The organism is Gilliamella sp. X-46 (assembly GCF_057063525.1).
The window spans coordinates 491,266-514,299 of record NZ_JBXSQH010000001.1 but is presented as its reverse complement, the minus strand read 5'-3'; the positions used below and the strand labels follow the sequence as shown (position 1 = coordinate 514,299).

The following is a 23,034-nucleotide window of genomic DNA, read 5'->3' as shown; positions in this document are numbered from 1 at the left end:
CCAGAACCCTTTTTTTTGCCATATTTTAAAAATAAATAAAATCAAATAATTAAAAACTCACTTCAAAAAAGGGTTTTTAAAACCTAAATAGCTATTTGCCTTTTTACATACAATATTGATAGTATATTAACTTCTAGTTCACTGCCGTGTAGGCAGTTTTAATTTACACGGCGTTAAGGTAGAACTTAAGATTTGAGTTCACTGCCGTGTAGGCAGTTTTAATTTAGTTCACAATCAGCAATACCACTTTCTGCTAGTTCACTGCCGTGTAGGCAGTTTTAATTAATCACGAAACGGTATAGAATCCTGAATGTTTTTTACAAAAATATAGCCTAAAACGTAACAGTTGTGTAACTACTTCATAATAAGCATACAAGTTAGTAAAATTACGCCGCTTGTTTTTGTGTTGTATATGTAATGGGTGACATGTTTATTGATACTTCATTAGGTTTTTGGGTGTTTCAGTGGTTGGATAGCAACTGGTCATATACGTTTAGCCAAATCAATAATGATGGTTATTTTTTCTAGGGTATTATCGCCATAGCACTTGTTGATGATACGGCGATAATTTTGTTTTATGTATATTCATTACAGTCATTTTTTTAACTACTGTAACCGAAGCAAGTAATTTCTACCATTAAATTAATAGGGTATTTTTAATATCTTCGATCGTTTTTGTGCCAGCTAATTGCATGGTAATAGACAGTTCTTTGTTAAGATGATCAAAGACGGATTTTACTCCCTCAGCTCCACCTAAATTCAGACCATAAAGAATAGGGCGTCCAATAGCAACAAGATCAGCGCCACTTGCCAATGCTTTAAATACATGTTCGCCACGTCGTACACCGCTGTCAAAAATGATTGGAACACGTTTGGCAACAGTAGCTGCAATACTAGGCAATACCTCAAATGAAGCGGGAGCGCCATCTAATTGTCGCCCACCATGATTTGATATCCAAATCGCATCAGCTCCGGCTGATATTGCAATTGATGCATCTTCAGGTGATTGAATTCCTTTTACAATAACAGGTAAATTTGCCATTTCTTTAATTTTTTGAATATCAGAAGGAACAATACCTTGTTTTGCTGCGGCATAAATTTCACTAATGCCTTTACCTGAACCATCACCATTGCCGTTTGATTGACTGTAAGCACTGAGATTTTTCATAGGGAGTGGAAATTGAAATTTATTAACAATATCCTCTTCGCGATAACCGCCTAACGTTGAATCAACTGTTAGAATGATTGCTTTTGCGCCTGCTTTAACGGCTTTATCGATAATAAAACGGTTAAAATCATCATCTTTACTCATATAGAGTTGAAAAAAATACGGTACATTGGGCGCGGCATTTGCGGCATCTTCAATAGATGTATTTGCATAAGTACTAATACAGAAAATAGAACCAGCCGCAGCGACGCCTTTAGCGGTGTCTTTTTCGCCTTGCTCATGAGCCAATCCTTGGGCAGCTGATGGTGCTTGAATAATGGGTGTTTTTAAGGGGATATCCCACAATTTTGTTGATAAATCTGCGTGATCAATACCTTGTAATACACGAGGAATAATTTTTTTGCGATTAAACGATAAGGTATTTTCTCGCATTGTCCATTCGTCTTCGGCACCACCACGGATATAACCAAAAGCCCCAGCCTCCATTCTTGCTTTAACTAATGCTTCTAAGGAAGCAATATTAACGATCTCTATAGCGTGTTCTTCATTACTTGTATGGTATGACATGATTCGCTCCTAATTATGAGAGTTAATACAACAGTACGGTTATATCACAGCTATTTTTTATTTAAAATTAAATAAAAAACATTTTTGACAAAATAGCACTTTTTTATATTCATCTTTGTAGGCGCTTTGTTAAGTACAGATCATAGCCTGAAATATAAAGAAAATAGCAATGAGTTAGTGGGGTTTTTTAGTTTGCTGTAAAGGGATTCAATAAAAAGCTTATTTTTTTGCTAAACAAAAAATAAACCTCGATATTATTCGAGGTTTTTCAATAATTATATATTGCCATTGTATATTCAAATACTAATAGCTTATTTTATTCCATATTCAGCCCGATAAGCCTCAACTTGTATGACTTGCTCTTTTCGCGCTGGATCTTTGTAGAGGTATTGGATCAAATCATCAAGCGTAATAATTGAAATAACATCACAATGATAGGTTTGTTTAATTTCTTGAATTGCGGATAGTTCACCACGACCTTTTTCTTGACGGTCTAGGCAGATGAGCACACCAGCAAGTTTTGATTGGTTATCTTCTAATATTCTCATCGATTCTCGAATTGCGGTACCGGCGGTAATAACATCATCAACCAGCATAACGCGTTGCTGATAGATTGAACTACCAACTAAGTTACCACCTTCACCATGGTCTTTGGCTTCTTTGCGGTTAAAGCAATAAGGCACATCAATATTATGCTGTTCAGAGAGTGCAACAACGGTTGATGAAACAATAGGAATACCTTTATAAGCTGGACCAAAAATAACATCGTATTCTAAATTGGCATCCATGAGTGCAGCTGCGTAAAAACGACCTAATAAAGCTAGATCTTTACCGGTATTAAACAATCCTGCATTAAAAAAGTAGGGGCTTTTGCGTCCTGATTTTAAGGTAAATTCACCAAATTTTAATGCTTGTCTATTTAAAGCAAATTCAATAAATTCACTTTTATATGATTTCATCGATTTTCTCCAATTAATCTTTTAAGGACTGTTTTTGAGCATCAATAATTGTTGCGATGCCATTTTTTGCTAATTCTAACAGTTTTAATAATTCGTCATGACTAAATGGTTCGCCTTCGGCAGTGCCTTGCACTTCAATCATACGACCATCATCTGTCATAACAACATTCATATCGGTTTCTGCGTTTGAATCTTCTATATATTCCAAATCACAAATCGCTTCGCCCTCAACGATACCAACAGATACTGCGGCCACTAATGATTTAATTGGGTTTTGTTTTATTTTTCCATTGGCAAGCATTTGGTTGATAGCATCGTTTAAAGCAACACAAGCACCAGTAATTGATGCGGTTCGAGTACCACCATCGGCTTGAATCACATCACAGTCAAGTGTAATTGTATGCTCACCGAGCAGTTTTAGATCAATCATTGCTCGTAATGAACGAGCAATTAACCGTTGAATTTCCATTGTTCTGCCAGTTTGTTTGCCTTTAGCTGCTTCGCGTTGGGTACGTGAATTGGTTGCACGCGGTAACATGCCATATTCAGCCGTTACCCACCCTTGGCCTTGTCCTTTTAAAAAGCGGGGGACCCCTTCATCAACAGTGGCATTACAAAGTACTTTGGTTTCACCAAATTCGACTAATACAGAACCTTCTGCATGCTTAGTATAATGACGGGTTATTTTGATTGGGCGGACTTGTTCCGCAGATCGACCAGACGGGCGCATGCAATTCTCCAGCAGTTTTAATTAAAAATTATCGTTTTGAGTTAATCATTTAGGAGGACATCAACAAGATTTAAGCGATGTTTAGCCTAAGCTAAGAGCGCATTATACAGAATTTATGATACAATGCCCAGCAAGTTTTTTACAAATTTAGGATGTTATTATGATTTCAAGCATGACTGCTTATGCAAGAAAAGAGGCCAATCAACCATGGGGAACGGCTTCTTGGGAATTACGCTCAGTTAACCAACGTTACTTAGAAACGTATATTCGTTTGCCTGAGCAATTTCGTTCACTTGAACCTATCGTTCGCGAAAAATTACGTAATCGCCTAACTCGTGGTAAAATCGAATGTAATTTGCGTTTTGAATTAGATCCTTCAGCACAACATCAAGAACTTTCATTAAATAAAGAACTGGCTAAACAGATAATTAATGCTGCAAGTTGGATTCAAACTGAACAAGATACAGCTCAAATTAACCCTATTGATGTATTACGTTGGCCGGGTGTTATGTCGGCAAAAGAGCAAAATTTAGATACTATCTCACAAGAAATTTTAGCTCTACTTGACACCGCAATTGATGAGTTTATTGCGGTACGTGAGCGCGAAGGTAAAGCGCTTTGTGATCTTATTATCAAACGATTAGAAGCGATTACCGTAGAAGTTGACAAAATCCGCCAATGGATGCCACAAATTCTTGAATGGCAAAAAGAAAGGCTAAAAAGTAAATTAGAAGAAGCCAATATTGAACTTGACAATTCCCGTCTAGAACAAGAAATTGTTATGGTTGCACAGCGCATTGATGTTGCCGAAGAACTTGATCGATTAATGACTCATGTAAAAGAAACTTATTCAATCTTGAAAAAGAACGAAGCAGTAGGGCGCAGGCTTGATTTTATGATGCAAGAATTTAATCGAGAATCTAACACTATTGCGTCTAAATCAATTAATGCTGATGTTACAGCCAGTGCGATTGAACTCAAAGTGCTTATTGAACAAATCAGAGAGCAAGTACAAAACATTGAGTGATCATTTATTCAATGAATAGAATACTTGGCATTTTAGCCGTCATATTGGCATCTGTTTTGTGGGGGACAACGGGCACAGCAGCTACATTTGCTCCCTCGCTTTCTCCTTTACTTATTGGCTCGTTAGCAATGGGCATTGGTGGCATTTTACAATGCACATTGGCGATACCCAAAATAATCAAAGAGCGTCATTTGTTAACCAAACATTTTGGTTTTCTTATTGTTGGTGCCATTGCGGTAATGATTTACCCTTTAGCTTTTTATAGCTCGATGCGGTTGTCTGGTGTGACAATAGGAACGGTGGTCTCTATTGGTTCTGCGCCGATTCTTTCAGCCATTATTGAATATATTAGCCGTGATTTTCGGTTAACTAAACAATGGTTAATAGGAGCTAGCTGTGGCATTTTGGGAATAATTTTACTTGCCTTTTCAGAAAATAACTCTACTACAAATCAATATGATCATATCACTATTGGCATTTTGCTAGGCTTAATCGCTGGATTCACTTATGCCTTGTATTCATGGTCTGCACGGCAATTAATGTTAAAAGGTATCGCAACAAAAGCGGCCATGGGCGCGACTTTTGGTTGTGGTGGCATCTTACTTATACCTGTTATGCTACTTACAGGATCTGCATTGTTTGACTCATTAACCAATATGACTGTTTGCATTTATATGGCATTGATTCCCATGTTTCTTGGGTATTTATGTTATGGCTATGGTTTATCTAAAATATCAGCCAGTTCAGCTATTACTATTAGCTTGTTAGAGCCGGTTATTGCAGCCATATTAGCGATGTTAATTATTGGTGAACAAATGTCATTAGTTGGGTGGTTTGGGGTTATATTGATTTTTCTGTGTCTTATGTTTGTGACCTTATCAAGTATTACAAACTCATCGCCTTAGACATAATAAGGCTACAATACGAGATACTGAGTGGAATTAATAGGTTTTATTTTGATTTTACTAAAAATAGTTCAGTAATTTTAGTTTATAATAATTTAGAATATATATTTTAACTTCATTAAGTTTTGCTAATAAGGAATATAACGTGAAAAAATTAGTTGCATTATTTTTATTGTTCATATGTTTCTCAAGCCCATCTTATGCTCAAGATTTTCGAGATTTGAGTTTTGACGAATTATACAAAAAAGCGGCAGAAGAAAATAATCCAGAAGCACAATTTTATCTTGGCGTTAGGTACCTTTATGGTATTTCTGTCACAAAAGATGCGCAAAAAGCAATAGAATGGTACGAAAAAGCTGCGGCACAAGGTATTGTATATGCTATGACTAATATCGCTAGCTTATATTATAAAGGTGAAGAAGTTGAACAAGATTACACCAAAGCTTTTGAATGGTTTCAAAAAGCAGCAGAAAAAGACGACGAAGCTCAATTTAATTTAGGGTATATGTACGAAAAAGGCCAAGGTGTTGAACAAAATATAACGAAAGCTTTGGAATGGTATCAAAAAGCGAGTGAAAATGGCAATGTAAATGCTCAATATTCTTTAGGTGATATGTATTTTGATGGTAAAGTTGTTGAACAAGATTATAGTTTAGCTAAAATTTGGTTGGAAAAAGCGGCCGAGCAAAATGATCCTTACGCACAATGGAATCTTGGCGTGATATATTTTAATGGCTATGATGTTAAAAAAGATACCAAAAAAGCGAAAGAATTGTTTAAAAAAGCTTGTGAAAATGGAGTTAAGCATGAATTTTGTGAACAAAAATAAAAACAACTTCAGTAAATAAAATTGGGCCAAATTAAAAAGGGCGTTAAGCCCTGATTAACTTAAACGGCAGTATTAATTACAACAATGTCTTTTCTTGAGTGATTTAAAATACCAATAAAGTATCAAGCAAGCTGTAAAAGTTGATAACAAATCTGCCGTTGGTGCTGCTGCCCAAACGCCATCAAGCCCAAAGAATAATGGCAAAATATAGAGTGTTGGCAATAAAATAAGGATCTGTCTAGAAAGACTGAGTAAAATCGATACTTTTGCCATACCAATGCATTGGAAAAAGCTTGTGGTCACCATTTGGAAACCAATAAAAGCAAAAGAAAGTGTGGTATAGCGTAGTGCAATGGCTGATATTGAGATTAAATCCTCGTCAGCACTAAATGCACGGACTAAAATATCCGGAATAAAAAACCCAAGAATAAAGCCAATACTGGTAATTACAGTTGCTACTTTAACGGCATAGAAAAAAGTGGTTTTGACACGCGAATAGTTTTTTGCTCCGTAATTATAACCAATAATGGGTTGCATACCTTGATTAATCCCAATAACAATCATAATTACTAATGTGATCAATCGGTTGGCATTAGAATAGCCCGCAATAGCATCATCACTTGATACGTTAGACAGTGGTGCATAATGTACTAATTGCCAGTTGATAAAAACCACCACTATAGAAGCTGCAACCTGCATGGCAAATGGAGACATACCGATTGATATAATCGATTTAATATAGGTCAAGTTAAGGGTGAAATTGCGCCGATATAGCTTAATATTACTGTTTTTGCTGATAAAGTGTTGCATAACAAATAAGAAGCTAATAAACATGGATAACGTGGTTGCAAAAGCCGCTCCACGCATTCCCCAGCCTAAACCAATAATAAAAATCGGTGCTAAAATAATATTGGCAATTACACTAATAAACATGGTAACCATTGCTTTAAATGGATAACCACTGGCGCGCATCATATTGTTATAATTAAACGTTAACGTAATAAAAATACTACCCGGTAAATAAACCTCTAAAAATTCTCGAGCATATACATGATTAGTCGCACTAGAGCCGACAAAATGTAAAACGGGATCGACAAAATAGAGCAATAACGAAAGCGTAATGCCACTCAGAACTGCGGTTAGCATAAACGAGGTACCTGCGACTTTTTCGGCTTTGTCGTTTTCGCCACGACCCAAAAAAATCGAAATCCGGCTCGCCGAGCCAATACCTACCAGCATACCAATGCCTGCAGTGAGGTTCATAACTGGCAAAATAATGCCTGCACCACTCAATGCTTCACGACCAATCCAATGGCCAATAAAAATACCATCAATAATGTTATACAGCGTATTTACAATTGTGCCAATTACCGCAGGCAGTGCATATTGCCAAAATAATAAACTGATTTTTTTATTTTTAAAATCATTATAAACATCAAGAGAGTGAACCATTGCTTTTATTTTTCCGCTGCTAATATTGTAAAGAAGTTTTAGGTAGCTATACGTTTGAGTATAAGGCAGTATCATTATTATTCGAATTATCCATGATATGATCATGGCTGCGTATAGGCTATATTACCAAAATAATATACTGGATTTACTATTTTTACTTATTTTTTATGATTATAGCTTATAGTAATTATCTAAACTTTTCTATTGTTACTGTGTAGTTAAATCTTGTCAAAAAATTTCAGATAACCATGCATTTCAGTATAGATTTAATGCAAGTTAACAGCACTAGTTTAACAGAGTGATAAATTGTTAATAGCACTTTTTTGACGCTTTGATAGAATAACGCTCTTACTGATTATTGCGATCAAAATAGGAACCTCACCGATGAGCGTACAAATAGAAAAGATCATATTGCATAAATTAATTAGAAAAAGCGACACCGAAATCGAATTACAACTTCGTGAATCAATGCTAGGTAATGAGCAAGCCGTTGTTAATCTAATCGAAGATATCAACCGTATCTACAACAACAAAAGCAAAGCCTATGGACTATTTAATAGCGATAGCTTATTTGAACAATCACTAAAAGAACTACGCCTTGGCAATCAAGACTTCTTACATTTTAGCCAAGAATCGACCAAACAACTGCGTAACGAATTGGCTAAATACCCTTTTGCGGAAGGGGGAACGGTTGTATTTTGTCAGTACCGTTATTTGGCGGTTGAATACTTGATTATTGCTGTACTAAATAGTTGTTTAAGTATGTTAGTGAATGAAGATTTAGATATCAGCGAAACACAATACTTAGACATTGACCATGCCGATATTATTGCCCGTATCGACATTACCGAATGGGAAACCCAAGCGGACTCAAAACGCTATTTAACTTTCTTAAAAGGACGAGTAGGGCGCAAAGTATCTGACTTTTTTATGGACTATTTAGGTGCTAGCGAAGGATTAGATGCAAAAGCGCAAAACAAAACACTGGTTAAAGCGGTCGATGATTACTGCCAAGAAATGCAATTTGACAAGCAAGACAAAACCAGCGCGCGCGAAAACGTTTATAACTACTGCCAAGCCCAATTACAAGCAGGCGAAGAAATTGAACTGAAAAATCTGGCCAACGAACTACCTGCCAGTGTTGACAATAACTTTATTGAATTTATTAAAAACAGTGAATATGATTTAGAAGAAACATTTCCCGTTGATCGTAGTGCACTGCGTCAGCTTAAAAAATTCTCCGGTAGTGGTGGGGGATTAACGTTAAGCTTTGATTCAAATTTATTAGGTGAACGCATTAAGTGGGATCCGCAAACTGACTCCCTAGTAATTAAAGGTGTACCACCTAATTTACGTGATCAGCTACAACGCAATAGCGGTTCCAACTAATTATCAACCAACAACGTTATTAGGACAAAACATGAAATACATTGGTGCACATGTCAGTGCAGCAGGTGGGGTAGACAATGCCCCAATTAACGCCTATCAAATTGGCGCAACCGCATTTGCGCTATTTACTAAAAATCAACGACAATGGCACGCCAAACCGCTTGAGCCCACAATTATCGACAGCTTCAAAAAGCGTTGCGAAAAATATGGCTTTACTAGCAAACAGATCTTGCCTCACGATAGTTACTTAATTAATTTAGGCCACCCAGATCGAGAACAGCTCGAAAAATCACGCACCGCCTTTTTAGACGAAATGCAACGGTGCGAACAGCTAGGGCTGACATTACTTAACTTTCACCCCGGTAGTGACTTAAAACAGATTTCGGTTGATGAATGTTTAGCACGTATTGCCGAATCGATTAATATCACGCTTGATAAAACACAAAATGTGGTTGCCGTTATTGAAAATACTGCGGGGCAAGGCTCTAACTTAGGCTATAAATTTGAACATCTTGCCCAGATCATCGACCAAGTTGAAGACAAAAGCCGAGTTGGCGTTTGTATTGACACTTGCCATGCCTTTGCTGCTGGCTATGACTTGCGTACTGAAAAAGCCTGCCAAGAAACCTTTGCCGAATTTGAAAAAATTGTAGGTTTCAAATACTTGCGAGGCATGCACTTAAACGATGCCAAAAGCGAATTTGCTAGCCATGTTGATCGTCATCATAGCTTAGGCAAAGGCAATATTGGCGAAGCAGCCTTTAAATACATTATGCAAGATCCAAGAATTGATGAAATTCCCCTTATTTTAGAAACCATCGATCCCGACATCTGGGCGCAAGAAATAAGCTGGTTAAAGCAGCAAATAAATGCATAAAAATTATTATATTTTCTATTTGACTATAAACAAAGTGGGTAATGCTTACCCACAAACTAGGTTAAACATTGCATAAATGTTTAAACATGTTTCATTATTCCAATTGCGTTACAAGTTCAATTATTTCCGGCAAAATATCCAAAATCAAAGCTAATTGTTGCATTACAAGCAGATCATTATTGGCTTTATCGTCATCTACTGAATTGACGGAAATGGTATCGATATAATCGACAACAGACTTCTTAATGAATTGGTATTCGCCATCTATCTTTTTATCGCTTAACAGATTAATAATATAGACCGACAAATCGTCAAACAGATCGAGCGTCTGTTTTGAGATACATTTATCACGATGTGCGCCTAAAGTTGAAAGATAACTAATTAACGTATGATTAAGCGTCAATAGACGAAATCCCTGATCAATAACCACCGGATTCATATGTGGCTCTTTGGTCATCAAACTAATTAACGACGATAAATCTGCATTACTATCATGCGTAGCTCGTCTTGCTAATCGATATTGTAGATCATTAGTTTTGCCAGACAAATACTGGCGTCCAATTAACGCCAAATAGTGACTATCATCATGACAAACACGATCAACGAGTTTAGGCAGATTTCTAAACTGCCAGTCAGGCCAAATAAAGCTCACGGCAAACCAAGCAATAAAACAACCAATCAACGTTGCAATAATGCGCGAAACAGCCACCGCAATACTGCTTTCGCCAATCAAGCTAAAACTAAAAAACACGAGTAATGTAATAAATGCTGTCGCGTAAGCATATTGTGAATTCTTAAATAGAAAAAATAGCCAACCGGTAATAATAATTAACACCAACTGTTCAGGTACACTTGGAAATAAAAACGTTAACGGAATACCCACTATGATCCCCAAAATTGTCCCCATTACGCGCAATTTTAGGCGATGTTTTGTGGTGGAATAGTTTGGTTGGCACACAAACAAGCTGGTTAAAATAATCCAATACCCATGTGATAAATCAGAAAAACAAATGACCATATAACCCACAAAAAATACCACACACATACGAATCGCATGGCGAAACAGTGCGGACTTAACCGTCAAATTCCCTTTGATTTTAACAAAAATATCATGAAAACGGGTTAACTCCTCGTCAATTAACTGATTATCTTCTTGCTCTTTTGATAAATGTTGCTCGGTATCAATATTGGCAAGTAACAGATCGATAGATAGCAAATTTTGATGCAAACTTCTTAGCGCCTTCACCATCATCATATCGGCTTTATTGCTTGCGTGATACTGATTAATTGCCTCTTCAAGATACAAAAAATAACGCGAAAACAACGAATCATGCTGATAAGTCTGATTTAACTTAATCGCCATTGCCAACTGAGCACATGCCTTCGCCTGTAAATTTAAAATACGCGCAAATCGAAACAAGATATCACTATGTTTAAAATGCAGACTCAATGCTTGATAATTTCCATGTGCCGAACTTGCGCGCTCGTGGATATCTTGTGCCACAAAATAGTAGCTCAGCATCTTCCTAATATAAGCCTGCCCACGATAGCTTTTTAACCGATTAAATAGCGAACGCTTGGTGTGATTAAATGCGCTCACAAGCTGATTATTACTATCGGTCAACTGCAATGTCTGCTTTACAAAATCGTTGGTCTCATCAGGATCGAACATTGCCGCCTTAGCATCAAGATATTGCGCCAAATAAATAAAACACAGTGACAGCGACTGCTGGGTTGTACGAATGGGTTGGATGATCGACTCAATTAACGAAACAACATTATACCAAAGCGCGCCAAGTAACAAAAAACAAGGCAACGTATAATTGTCGGTATATAGGTTATGTCCAAGCATGGTATAAGCCGCAATCAAAAGCGACCCAAAAGCAATCACCCCATAACGCTGACCAAGCGACCCAAGCATAATAAAAATAAAAGTCGAAGACACCAAACCGACAATAAATAACACAGGAAGATCAAATAACAGCTCGACCGAAAAAGTCGCAATAGCAAAACAGAACAACGTAAAGACCAAATTAATACAACGGCTTAATAAACGCGTATCAATCTCGGTCAATCCTGCCGCAACCACTCCAAGTGTAAGGGGAATCACAAGCGATGTTTGCCCCAAATACCAAGGAACCAAAGTCGATCCAGTCAAACTAATTAACATTCGAAGACTAAAAAGAAGGTTGCTACTATAAAAGACTTTGCGTAAAGTCAAAATGAATCCGTGCACGGTATATGAACTTTGAATGGGATAATAGCGAATAGGATACTATATTGAGGCAGATAGGGAAAGTATACTTTGTAATCGTTGTTTTTTGTTAAAAAACAGTCAAATAAAAAACTTGAATAAAATCAATACCTTTTCTGACCAATTTTTGAGCGGAAAATCAGGCCTTTTTGTTTTGGTGAATAGAATAAATTGGGTGCGGTGGTTTCGGACGTTTTGACCTTGGGTGAACAAAATAGCTATTGTGACCACGTCCGAGCAAAGGGAATTAGAGCGAATTCCCTTTGCAATCCCACGCTTTGGCTGCAGAATGTGGCCTGCGGCACTACTCGTATCATCCTGATACTCGCCTCTACGAGGCCATCTTCGCTGTGCTCAGATGTTCAAATTTGTTCCAGACAAATTTGTCAGACGCAGCACAAACTCGCCAAACATTCTTGTTTGGCGTGCTAACCTCGCTCTGTTGTCGGCACATTCTGACGCCGGAATAGGACAAACAACATAATCTTAGGTATTTTTTGTGAGTTGCTTTTTTGTTAAAAAGTAATGTAATTACATCCAAAAATTGGTCAGTAAAGATATTGATTTTATTTAAGTTTTTATTTAGTGGTTTTTAGCCAAAAATATCACCAAAACCATCCCCCCAAAAAAATAGGCCAACAAAAGTTTAACCTTACACACTTAACAAAACCTTAAAATTTTTAACAAAAACTAGCGTATTCTTAATCAACCGGTTATAATTCAAGCGCATTTAAAACAAGAGAAAGCTCATTAATTGAGCGAAAATTTTAAAAAAATTGAAATAAAACAAAAAATTACTTGACGGGATAATCGAAATGCGCTACCATGCATGGCATCTGGCATCTGGCATCTGGCCTGCCAAACCTACGCCCAAAATCTTTTTCAATTTCACCGTAGTCTAAATCAGATACAGTTCTTATTATCATCACCGAAGTCATTTCGCGTAGCGAAATCGGCGACGTTGTCGGCAAGGTTATCACCGATTCCCAAATTGTTATCTAAATTTTCGTTATTATCAAAATCCGCGTTGTTCTTCGTGGCATTGTTCTTGTTGTCATATACACAGGGTTCTGTGGCATTAACGGCGTATACATCAGCGTATATAGAGGGTACTCCTCCGTATTTAACGTTCGACGGTGGTCGAACAAAGGCAACATCAACAGATAGTTTATTGTCTATTAAGTTGCGGGATGGAACAAGGTACACACCGTCAACTAATCCATCAAGTGTTACAAATCCGATAAGATTACCTTATGCAGGAAGTACTTTGGGAGATATAGATATGGTAATCCCATCATCAGTGAATTCAGTGAGTTTAAGTGATTTGGTCACTAGGTATAATTATTGGGGAGATGATGATGGAGATGGACAAGGTACTAATGGTGTTACTGCTACAGGGAGTATATCGGTATCATTTACGGATAAAAATGGCAATACCGTTAGTCGTAGTGATACATTAAGTATTTGCAGTGCACCTTATAAGGTAACGTTAAGAAGTATGGGAGGAAGTTTAACTACCCAGTATGGTGTGCCAAGGAGTAGTAATTTCGGTGGAGCTACAGTGGATTATTATATCAATCCGTATGCTGATGTTGGTGTTTGTTACGCAAGGCCAAATTTGTACTTTGGTGGTACTGGTGCTACTGTTGATGGTTTCCGTGACGATTCCAAGTACGCAGGTCTATCCAACATATGGTCTCCTACAAAGGGTTTTTTAACTCAGTCAACGAGTTCATCATCTTACGACCGAAATTTTCCGACAACAGGTGCTGATGGTTTGTATTTTGATTTAGACATAAGTGGAATTAATGCAAGTCAGTTGACGTGGTCTGTTGTCACAAATGGTAGTAGTATAATAGCTACAGTGACAAGTGTTACACCTAGTGATGGATGGATTCCTAGTGCTGATAGAGGAAAAGTTGTCGCACGTGTTAAGTTAAGCGGTCCTAGAGTGAGTCGTAGTCAGTGGAATTCAAGTAATCCTAGTCCTCTTACTCCATTGTCTTTGCCACAGACATTTGAGTTAGTGGGTAGGGATAGTGGGGGTAATGTGATGGTTAAATATGGATTTGTGTTAAAGCAGTGGTTCATCAATCGGGGTATTAATACGGATACTCAGTCTAACCAATCCTCTTGGTGTAGTAGTTTGGGTTATCGTTTGCCACAGGTCGAGGATTTAACTAACGCTAGGTGTGGTGTTAGTAGCGACTTCTCATGTATAAATGGTGTAGATGGCGCCACGCCTAGTTCATCTGGTAATAATTTCATGCGTCACATAGGTGCTGGTTTTTTCACGGAGTGGGGCCGCGTGGGCAGCTACGCTGATGGGGACTTCGTCCACAACCACTATTGGGCAAGCGGCGCGGCAGGTGGCTATGGTTTTGCTGTCCGCTCGTACGAAGGCGCCGTCAACGGCCCCAGCGTTTCCAATAGCTATTCCGCTGTTTGCACCGCACCTTAGCTTTTATTTCTTAGTCCTTAATTTTTTGGGCACGGAAGGCGTTTATGGTACCAATAGAAGTTAATCTAATAAAGAATAAAGCCCCCTGAGAAAGTTGGGGCTTTGAGCAGACAAAGCCTGCGAATCCAGTGATTTCATGACTAAAAGTAAAAAAAACGCTTCCGCTGCCGACGCTGAAAGTGTAGTTGGCAGTCGTGTGGATTACCTGTGGTGGTTTAAAGCTGTGGTCTATTTTAGTTCGGCAAGGTTTCGGGCGTTTTTACTTTGGTGAAAAAACAGCTATAGTGACCACGTCCGATTTAGGGGATTTTTGTGAAATGAACTGCACCCAATTCATTCTATCCACCAACCAAAAAATGGTCTTATTTCCCACAAAAATCGGTCAGAAAAGATATTGATTTTATTAAAGTTTTTATTTGGTGGTTTTTATTCAAAAAAACATCACCAAAACCATTCCCTCAAAACACACCAACAAAAGTTCAACCTGATTCTTAACAAAACTTTACAAGTTTTTAACAAAAAAACTAGCGTATTATTAATTAAACGATTATAATTTAAGCGCTTTTAAAGCAAGGGAGTGCTCATTAGTTGAGCGGTCAATTATAAAAATTCAAATAAAACAAAAAATTACTTGACAGGATAATCGAAATGCGTTACCATTTATGGCACATGGCACATGGCACATGGCCTGCCAAACCTATGTTCTAAATCTTTTTCAATTTCACCGTAGTCTAAATCAGACACAGTTCTTATTTTCATCACCGAAGTCATTTCGCGTAGCGAAATCGACGCCGTCATCGCGGTTTTTTCAGGCGATGTTTTCGGCGGGCTCTTCGACAACCTCTTCGGCAAAATTATCGTCGATATCCAAGTGGTTGTTAAAACCGCCATTATGGTTTAGACTTTCATTGTTATCTAAATCGGCATTATTCTTTGCATCATTGTTGTTATTGTCCTATACACAGGGTTCTGTGGCATTAACGGCACATACATCAAGGTATATCGTGGGTAGTGCGCCGTATTTAACTTTTGACAATGGCCAAACAAGGGCAACATCAACGGATAGTTTGTTGTCTATAAGGTTGCAGGATGGCCAAGTCATCACGCCGTCTACTAATACATCAAGTGTATCAAATCCAATAAGATTGCCTTATGCAGGGAATTCTCTGGATGATATAGATATGATAGTCCCGTCATCGGCTAGTTCAGTTGATTTAAGTGATTTAGTCACTCGATATAATTATTGGCGTGATGATGATGGGGATGGACAGGGTGCTAATGGTGTTACCGCATCGGGGAATATATCGGTATCGTTTAGGGATAAGGATGGCAATAGAGTTAATCGTAACGATGCATTAAGTATATGTAATGCTCCTTATAGGGTAACTTTAAGTAGTACAAGGGGATATTTACAGACACGTTATGGTGTTCCTAATAGAACCAGTTTTAGTGGAGCTACGGTGAATTATTATATTAATCCGTATGGTGGTCCTAGTGTTTGTTACGCAAGGCCGAGTTTGTTGTTTGGTGGTACAACTGGCATCGATTCTAATGATGATCCTCGCTATGCAGGCCCAGCTAACATATGGTCTCCTACAAAGGGTTTTTTAACTCAGTCAAACGATTCTTCATCTTACGAGCGAAACTTTCCAACTACAGGTGCTGATGGTTTGTATTTTGATTTGCTCATAGGTGGAGTCGATGCACGTTGGTTAACGTGGTCTCCGGTCATTCGTGGTGGAATAACGGTTACGGTGACAAATGTTTTTGAAAATGTTGTCGCACGAGTTAAGTTAAGCGGTCCTAGGGCAAATGGTGCTCAAATATACACAAATAATCCTCGTCCTCTAGATGTACCCTCTTTGCCACAGAGATTTGAGTTGGTGGGCAGAGATAGTCGTGGTAATGAGGTGAGGTATGGATTTGTGTTACAGAAGTGGTTCGTCAATCGAGGTTATGTTCTCGATAATCGGTCTAACCAATCCACTTGGTGTAGTCGTTTGGGTTATCGTCTTGCTAGGGTAAGTGATTTGACCAATTCAAACTATAGTAATTTAGGCGCCACACCTAGTTCATCTAATAATGATTACAAGCGTCACATAGGTGCTGTTTTTTTCACTGAGTGGGGCCACATGCACAACTACGCTGGTGCGGGCTTCGACTACGACTACTTCTACTGGACGGGTGACGCGGCAGGTATCGATGGCTTCGGTGTCAGCTCGAACTACGGCAACATCCGCTACTCCCTTGTTTCCAACAGTAGTTACGCTGTTTGCACCACACCTTAGTTTTTAGCGTTTAGTCCTTAATCCTTGGGCCGCGGGGGCGGTTATGGTGCCTGAGAGGACAATCTAACAAAGAATAACGCCCCCGCGTCAGTTGGGGCATTTTCCTTAGGGTTGCGCTGTTGCGGCGAAGCCACAATCGCGCCGCCCCCCGCCGGCGACGCTGAAAGTGTCGATGGCGGTGGCTCAGGGGTAAAATCAAATAAATAAAGAGAAGTCATGTAATGGAAATAGAACAAAAATTAGCATTAAGTGAAAATCCGATACATTTTTTGAAAGAAGGCCTTTTTTTAAAGGCTTATAACCAGTCATTTTATGTCATGAGTCAATTATTAGGTTTTAACCTAAAACCGATAATCAAGCATATTAAAAAACTTGACCAAATCGTTGTATGTGGTGGATTTCCGGCTAATGTTATTAATAAACGTTATCCTATTGTGTTTTTGGGTTGGTGGATAAAATGAATTGAGTGCAGTGGTTTCGGACGTTTTGACCTTTAGTGAATAAAATAGCTACAGTGACCACGTCCGAGTCAGGGAATTAAAGCGAATTCCCTGACAACCCACGCTTTGGCTGCAGAATGTGGCCTACGGCTACCCGACGCCGCCGCTCGGTCTTAACGCACCGTTTGTGATGCGTTCCAGACGCAGCACAAACTCGCCAAACATCCCTGTTTGGCGTGCTAACCTCACTCTGTTGTCGGCACATTCTGACGCCGGAATAGGACAAATAACATAATCTTAGGTATTTTGGGTGAATTGTTTTTTGTTAAAAAGCAATGTAATTACATCCAAAAAGTGGTCAGGAAAGGTATTGATTTTATTGAAGTTTTTATTTTTGTATTTTCAAGGAAAATCAATCGCTTACACAACCTAAGCAAAGCGCCGACATACAACAAATCAACAAAACCACGAATAGCGGCCTAATAACAGCAATTTAACCGCTCCAAACCCTTTTTTTAACGATAATTTAAAATTAAATAAAATCAATAAATTATAAAACACCTCAAAAAAAGGGTTTTCAAAGATGAAATTGTTGTTTATCTTTATACAGCAAGATTTATCAAATCTTGAGCTCTACCTTAACGCCGTATAGGCGGTTTAGAAACCAAATTTGTCTCGTCCGAAATCGCCACCACTCCTTAACGCCGTATAGGCGGTTTAGAAATAACCATGCAGCCATCTACATCGGCAATCAATCCTTAACGCCGTATAGGCGGTTTAGAAAAAACGCATTACGCAGCTTTAGCAGATAACAATCCTTAACGCCGTATAGGCGGTTTAGAAATCTTGTTGCAACCTTAACCGATTGCGCATAACCCTTAACGCCGTATAGGCGGTTTAGAAATGCAATAATCGTATCAAGCTGAGCCGCTGCCACCTTAACGCCGTATAGGCGGTTTAGAAATGATCTGAATCCCAACTTGTAAAACTGTAACCCCTTAACGCCGTATAGGCGGTTTAGAAATTTCTGATAAAATTGGAATTAAAAATAAGGAGCCTTAACGCCGTGTAGGCGTTTAATTTAAATAAAATCAACCATATAATTATAAAAACACAACAATATTCCCAAAAAACGATGGTTATGTTATTTGTCTTATTCCGGCGTCAGAATGTGCCGACAACAGAGTGAGGTTAGCACGCCAAACAGGGATGTTTGGCGAGGCTATTCTCCGTCTGGAACGGATAATAGCCGGTGCGTTAAGACCGAGCGACGGCGTCGGGTAGCCGCAGGCCACATTCTGCAGCCAAAGCGCGGGATTGCTAAGGGAATTCGCTTTAATTCCCTTAGCTCGGACGTGGTCACTGTAGCTATTTTGTTCACTATAGGTCAAAACGTCCGAAACCTGCGCATCCAATTTATTCTATTCACCAACCCAAAAAAAAGACCTGATTTTCCGCCAAAAATCGGTCAGAAAAGGTATTGATTTCATTAAAGTTTTTTCTGACTGTTTTTTTAACAAAAAAACCTTATAAAACACAATAACCCATCCCAAAAACGATAGTTATGTTGTTTGTCCTATTCCGGCGTCGGACAAATTTGTCTGGAACAAATTTGAACACCTGAGCATAGTGAAGGTGGCCTCGAAGAGGCGAGTATCAGGATGATACGAGTAGCGTAGCCGCAGGCCACATTCTGCAGCCAAAGCGTGGGTTGTCAGGGAATTCGCTCTAATTCCCTTAGCTCGGACGTGGTCACGATAGCTATTTTGTTCACTATAGGTCAAAACGTCCGAAACCACCGCACCCAATCCATCCTATTCCCCAACCCAAAAAGGCCTGATTTTTCGCCCAAAAATCAGTCGGAAAACATATTGATTTTATTAAAGTTTTTATTTTGTGTTTTTACATAAAAACCTACATAAAAAACAGCAGCCAAATAGCTGCTGTTTTTTTATTGCATTTGTTTTTTTCGATTATTTAATCGCTTTAGCCACAATTTGTTGCGCCTCTTGCTGTAGCGTATTTAAATGCTCATTACTTATAAAGCTTTCAGCATAAATTTTGTAAGCATCTTCTGTTCCAGAAGGACGAGCGGCAAACCAGCCATTTTTGGTTATCACTTTAAGTCCACCAATTGCAGCATTGTTAGCCGGTGCAGTGGTTAGGCATTGAGTGATTTTTTCACCGGCTAGGTTGTCGGTGGTTAGTTGGCTGGCATCAAGTTTAGCTAGTTTTTGTTTTTCGCTAAACGATGCAGGCGCTTGGATTCGTCCATAATAAGAAACACCAAATTTATCTTCGAGTTCTTGGTACTGTTCTTGTGGGTTTTTGCCCATTTTGGCTGTCATTTCGGCTGCAAGTAGGCATAGGATAATACCATCTTTGTCGGTTGCCCATACTTTGCCGTTGGTTCTTAAAAACGATGCACCTGCGCTTTCTTCGCCTGCAAAGCCTAGTTTGCCGTTGTAAAGCCCATCGGCATACCATTTAAAGCCAACAGGGTATTCTAGATATTTTTTGTTGAGGCTGTTTGCCACGCGGTCGATCATCGAGCTTGTAACTAGTGTTTTGCCAATAGCGATATCTTTGTGCCATTGTGGACGATTTTGGAATAAGTAATTGACACAAGTTGATAGGTAGGCATTTGGGTTCATTAGTCCTTTAGGTGTGACAATACCATGGCGGTCAAAGTCGGTATCATTGCCAAAGGCTAAATCAAATTGGTCTTTTAATTTTAATAACCCTGCCATGGCCCAGCGACTTGAGCAGTCCATTCGAATCACTTCGTCATGATCTAGGTGCATAAAGCTGAATGTTGGATCGACTTTGTTATTTACAATGTTGAGGTTGATACCGTATTTTTCGGCTATTCGAGGCCAATAGGTGATGCCAGCACCGCCCAGTGGGTCAACGCCAATTTGTAGCGATGATGATTTGATCAGCGCTAAATCTAAAATGTTTTCAAGGTCGTTGATGTAGTCGGTTTCGTACTCTTTGGTATGAATGTAATTTGAATTTATGGCCTTGTCTAAAGTTACGCGCTTGACTTCATTGAGTTTGTTTTTTAATAGTTCGTTGGCGCGGTTTTCAATTTGTTTGGTGATGTCCGTATCCGCAGGACCGCCATTGGTTGGGTTGTATTTTATTCCGCCATCTTCTGGTGGATTGTGCGATGGGGTTATTACAATGCCGTCGGCTAGCTGAGTTTGTTTGCCTTGGTTGTAGGTTAAAATAGCATGCGATATCACAGGCGTTGGTGTATAACCCCAATCTTGCGCCATGACAACCGTTTGTTCGTTGGCAACAAAGACTTCGAGTACTGATTTTAATGCGAGTTCTGATAATGCATGAGTATCTTGACCGATAAAGCATGGTCCTGTGATATTGTTGGCTTTGCGGTATTCAGCAATGGCTTGAGCTACGGCTAATATATGTGCTTCGTTAAATGTGCCTTTGTTTGAACTGCCACGATGGCCAGAGGTGCCAAATATGACTAGTTGGCTAGCGTTATCCGTGTCAGGTTGAATTTGATAATAGTTATTTCGTAATGTTTCAACGTTAATAAGATCTGATGGTTGAGCTAACATTCCTGCGCGGTTTTGCTTGGCCATTTTTTAATCCTCTTTCATAAAATAGTATTTTTATAATGGCTAAAAACGTGAACGAGTTAAAGCGTGTCGCGTTTTTAGCTTTTATTTGTTTTTATTTGTCCGGTTAAGGTAAAAAAGCATTGGTGACTTGGTTTATCATTGTTTCAGATATGCCCATGTCACTCATTATTGATTCTATAATATATTGTTTTCTGGCAGTGTTGGTGTTGCTAATAACCCAATAAGGTGTGCCAATGATTTCACGGGGTTTGGTGTTTTTACCCGATGTTTCTAGCAATTGTTTGTCTTTGGCTAAATATTGGCGTTTGCTGCCGTGTAATGAGGTGGCAGCAATGGCAAAGAGTGCTGGATTATAGTTATACAGTGCACTAAGTAATAATATAAAGCGATTAATAATGGATTTTTCATTTGTGAAAGTATCGCTAGTTAGTAAGTCATTAAAAGGCGTATAATGGCTTTCTTTTTGTGCAATGATATTTTGTTTTGCCAAGGTCGGCTGATCTATATTCAATAAACGTCGTAATATACTTGATGCATTTTCGCCGATGTGTTTAGTTTGGCCGGCAATAAATTGGTATAATTCTTCGTCGATTTCTATCGTTTTCATTGTGTTACATGTGCCTATTAAATTATTTTACGGGACATCCTAAAGCAGGAGTGCTATCTAAATGCAAATTATTAGCCGATGTGTGGTTTAAACAATTATCTGATGGTTGTTTTAATTCAGCACTATCATTTTTTTGGGGCGTTTGATTTGCATCATGGCAAGCCGTTATCATAACTGATAATATTAATGGAAAAAATAACCGTTTCATATACTCATTGTTCGCTTTATAAACTATTGCGCTGAGTATAACCTAACTTAAAGATAAATTGTATTGGCTATCGATAAAATAATGAAAATGATGTTGTCGTTTTTCTAAAACAATATTATGCTAAAGAAGGTATAATAAGCAGATACCGATATGATATGAGGAATTAATTATGAAAAAAATCGTCACATTAACTATTTTAGCTGCAATTTTATCAGGATGTAGCAATAGTGATCTTTATTCTGGCGATGTTTATACTACTGATCAAGCCAAACAAGTTCAGCAAGTGAGTTATGGTACAATTGTGTCAGTACGTCCAGTTAAAATTCAAGCTAATGCATCATCAGACGGTAAGAGCGAAAACGTAGCAGGTAACTTAGGCGGTGCGGTTTTAGGTGGTGTATTAGGTAATACTATTGGCGGTGGTACTGGCCGAGTGTTAGCTGTTGCAACAGGTGCTATTGGTGGTGCAATTTTGGGTGATACTATTCAAGATAAAACTAGCCAAGCTAGTGCTGTTGAATTAGAAATTAAACAAGAAAATGGATCAAATATTGTTATTGTACAAAAAGGTTCAGCTAAAGACTTCTTTGCTGGTCAAGAGGTTCGTTTAGTTACTAATGGTAAGAAAATTAGTGCATCACCGCGTTATAACAACCAATCAAAATAATAACGAGTTGAAAATATAATACTTCATTTTGCTCATCTTGATGGTGAGCAATATTTAAGTTGAAATTATTATTCTTCATAATGTCCCCCCCTTTCAATAACAAAAATTTGCCTGTCTAAATACTAACGTATAAACTCTATGTGATTTTTATTTGTTATGTTTAAAGGAACAATAAGCAATGCGTATTTTACACACGATGATCCGAGTTGGTGATTTGCAGCGTTCGATCGATTTTTATACCCGTGTAATGGGGATGCGAGTGCTAAGAACAAGCGAAAACACACAATACAAATATTCATTAGCCTTTGTCGGCTATGGCGATGAGACAACGAGCTCAGTTATTGAGCTAACTTATAATTGGGACACAGATACATATGATCATGGAACGGCATTTGGTCATATTGCTATTGGTGTTGATGATGTCGCCCAAATGTGTCATGCCGTTAAGCAAGCCGGAGGTAAAGTAACACGCGAAGCAGGGCCAGTAAAAGGGGGTTCAACGATTATTGCTTTTGTTGAAGATCCTGATGGTTACAAGTTAGAGCTGATTCAAAACGATCAGGCTGATCAAGCCTTAGGTCATTAACCGGTCCCA

Annotated in this window: 18 protein-coding genes and 1 CRISPR repeat array; of the genes, 10 read left to right on the top strand and 8 right to left on the bottom strand. The window is 38.5% G+C overall.

Going from position 1 to position 23,034, the window contains the following annotated elements:
• Positions 1-637: 637 nt before the first annotated feature.
• The 3 genes from ACYIAJ_RS02605 to rph form a co-directional block, all read right to left on the bottom strand.
• Positions 638-1,735, bottom strand: a complete 1,098-nt coding sequence (locus ACYIAJ_RS02605; protein WP_483558820.1) for a lactate oxidase — start codon at positions 1,733-1,735, stop codon at positions 638-640.
• 311 nt (positions 1,736-2,046) lie between these two features.
• Entirely contained in the window at positions 2,047-2,694 is a 648-nt protein-coding gene (pyrE, locus tag ACYIAJ_RS02600; RefSeq protein WP_483558818.1) for an orotate phosphoribosyltransferase, read from the bottom strand.
• A gap of 13 nt (positions 2,695-2,707) precedes the next feature.
• Positions 2,708-3,424 carry a ribonuclease PH gene (gene rph, locus ACYIAJ_RS02595; protein WP_483558816.1) on the bottom strand — a complete coding sequence of 239 codons (717 nt, stop codon included), beginning with the start codon at positions 3,422-3,424 and terminating at the stop codon, positions 2,708-2,710.
• 160 nt (positions 3,425-3,584) lie between these two features.
• Here rph and ACYIAJ_RS02590 point away from each other — a divergent pair, with 160 nt between their 5' ends.
• The 3 genes from ACYIAJ_RS02590 to ACYIAJ_RS02580 all read left to right on the top strand — a co-directional run bounded on the left by ACYIAJ_RS02590 (position 3,585) and on the right by ACYIAJ_RS02580 (position 6,185).
• Entirely contained in the window at positions 3,585-4,451 is an 867-nt protein-coding gene (locus ACYIAJ_RS02590; protein WP_091349463.1) for a YicC/YloC family endoribonuclease, read from the top strand.
• An 11-nt stretch (positions 4,452-4,462) separates the two neighbouring features.
• Positions 4,463-5,356, top strand: coding sequence for a DMT family transporter (locus ACYIAJ_RS02585; protein ID WP_483558814.1), 894 nt, complete (start codon positions 4,463-4,465; stop codon positions 5,354-5,356).
• A 145-nt stretch (positions 5,357-5,501) separates the two neighbouring features.
• Positions 5,502-6,185: a tetratricopeptide repeat protein gene (locus ACYIAJ_RS02580; protein WP_483558812.1), complete on the top strand. Its 684-nt coding sequence runs from the start codon at positions 5,502-5,504 to the stop codon at positions 6,183-6,185.
• A gap of 72 nt (positions 6,186-6,257) precedes the next feature.
• On the opposite strand, the gene ACYIAJ_RS02575 is transcribed toward ACYIAJ_RS02580, so the two are convergent.
• Positions 6,258-7,712, bottom strand: coding sequence for an MATE family efflux transporter (locus ACYIAJ_RS02575; protein WP_483558810.1), 1,455 nt, complete (start codon positions 7,710-7,712; stop codon positions 6,258-6,260).
• Between the two features lie 309 nt (positions 7,713-8,021).
• Here ACYIAJ_RS02575 and yejK point away from each other — a divergent pair, with 309 nt between their 5' ends.
• Positions 8,022-9,026 (top strand): nucleoid-associated protein YejK, encoded by a 1,005-nt coding sequence (yejK, locus tag ACYIAJ_RS02570; RefSeq protein ID WP_091349474.1) that lies wholly within the window; start codon positions 8,022-8,024, stop codon positions 9,024-9,026.
• Between the two features lie 31 nt (positions 9,027-9,057).
• A complete protein-coding gene (nfo, locus tag ACYIAJ_RS02565; protein WP_483558808.1) occupies positions 9,058-9,903 on the top strand; it encodes a deoxyribonuclease IV in 846 nt (281 codons plus the stop codon).
• Between the two features lie 94 nt (positions 9,904-9,997).
• Here nfo and yccS read toward each other — a convergent pair whose 3' ends face one another.
• On the bottom strand, positions 9,998-12,124 hold the full coding sequence (yccS, locus tag ACYIAJ_RS02560) for a YccS family putative transporter (RefSeq protein ID WP_483558806.1): 2,127 nt from the start codon (positions 12,122-12,124) through the stop codon (positions 9,998-10,000).
• A gap of 862 nt (positions 12,125-12,986) precedes the next feature.
• On the opposite strand from yccS, the gene ACYIAJ_RS02555 reads away from it, so the two are divergent.
• From ACYIAJ_RS02555 to ACYIAJ_RS02545, 3 genes are all read left to right on the top strand, one after another.
• On the top strand, positions 12,987-14,618 hold the full coding sequence (locus tag ACYIAJ_RS02555) for a hypothetical protein (protein ID WP_483558804.1): 1,632 nt from the start codon (positions 12,987-12,989) through the stop codon (positions 14,616-14,618).
• A gap of 662 nt (positions 14,619-15,280) precedes the next feature.
• Positions 15,281-16,906 (top strand): hypothetical protein, encoded by a 1,626-nt coding sequence (locus tag ACYIAJ_RS02550; protein WP_483564290.1) that lies wholly within the window; start codon positions 15,281-15,283, stop codon positions 16,904-16,906.
• A 221-nt stretch (positions 16,907-17,127) separates the two neighbouring features.
• Positions 17,128-17,367, top strand: coding sequence for a hypothetical protein (locus tag ACYIAJ_RS02545; RefSeq protein WP_483558800.1), 240 nt, complete (start codon positions 17,128-17,130; stop codon positions 17,365-17,367).
• A 615-nt stretch (positions 17,368-17,982) separates the two neighbouring features.
• Positions 17,983-18,371: a CRISPR direct-repeat array (repeat unit 29 nt; unit sequence CCTTAACGCCGTATAGGCGGTTTAGAAAT).
• A 948-nt stretch (positions 18,372-19,319) separates the two neighbouring features.
• On the opposite strand, the gene pgm is transcribed toward ACYIAJ_RS02545, so the two are convergent.
• The 3 genes from pgm to ACYIAJ_RS02530 form a co-directional block, all read right to left on the bottom strand.
• Positions 19,320-20,957 carry a phosphoglucomutase (alpha-D-glucose-1,6-bisphosphate-dependent) gene (pgm, locus tag ACYIAJ_RS02540; RefSeq protein WP_174786525.1) on the bottom strand — a complete coding sequence of 546 codons (1,638 nt, stop codon included), beginning with the start codon at positions 20,955-20,957 and terminating at the stop codon, positions 19,320-19,322.
• A 103-nt stretch (positions 20,958-21,060) separates the two neighbouring features.
• Complete coding sequence (locus ACYIAJ_RS02535) at positions 21,061-21,564, bottom strand: replication initiation negative regulator SeqA (RefSeq protein WP_483558798.1); 504 nt, start codon at positions 21,562-21,564, stop codon at positions 21,061-21,063.
• Between the two features lie 22 nt (positions 21,565-21,586).
• Positions 21,587-21,772, bottom strand: coding sequence for a hypothetical protein (locus ACYIAJ_RS02530; protein WP_483558796.1), 186 nt, complete (start codon positions 21,770-21,772; stop codon positions 21,587-21,589).
• Between the two features lie 166 nt (positions 21,773-21,938).
• On the opposite strand from ACYIAJ_RS02530, the gene ACYIAJ_RS02525 reads away from it, so the two are divergent.
• Together ACYIAJ_RS02525 and gloA are read left to right on the top strand one after the other, a co-directional pair.
• The gene (locus ACYIAJ_RS02525) at positions 21,939-22,439 is read left to right on the top strand and encodes an outer membrane lipoprotein (protein ID WP_483558998.1); all 501 of its coding nucleotides are present in this window, start codon (positions 21,939-21,941) and stop codon (positions 22,437-22,439) included.
• A gap of 178 nt (positions 22,440-22,617) precedes the next feature.
• Positions 22,618-23,025, top strand: a complete 408-nt coding sequence (gene gloA / locus ACYIAJ_RS02520; protein ID WP_091349487.1) for a lactoylglutathione lyase — start codon at positions 22,618-22,620, stop codon at positions 23,023-23,025.
• The last annotated feature ends 9 nt before the right edge of the window (positions 23,026-23,034 follow it).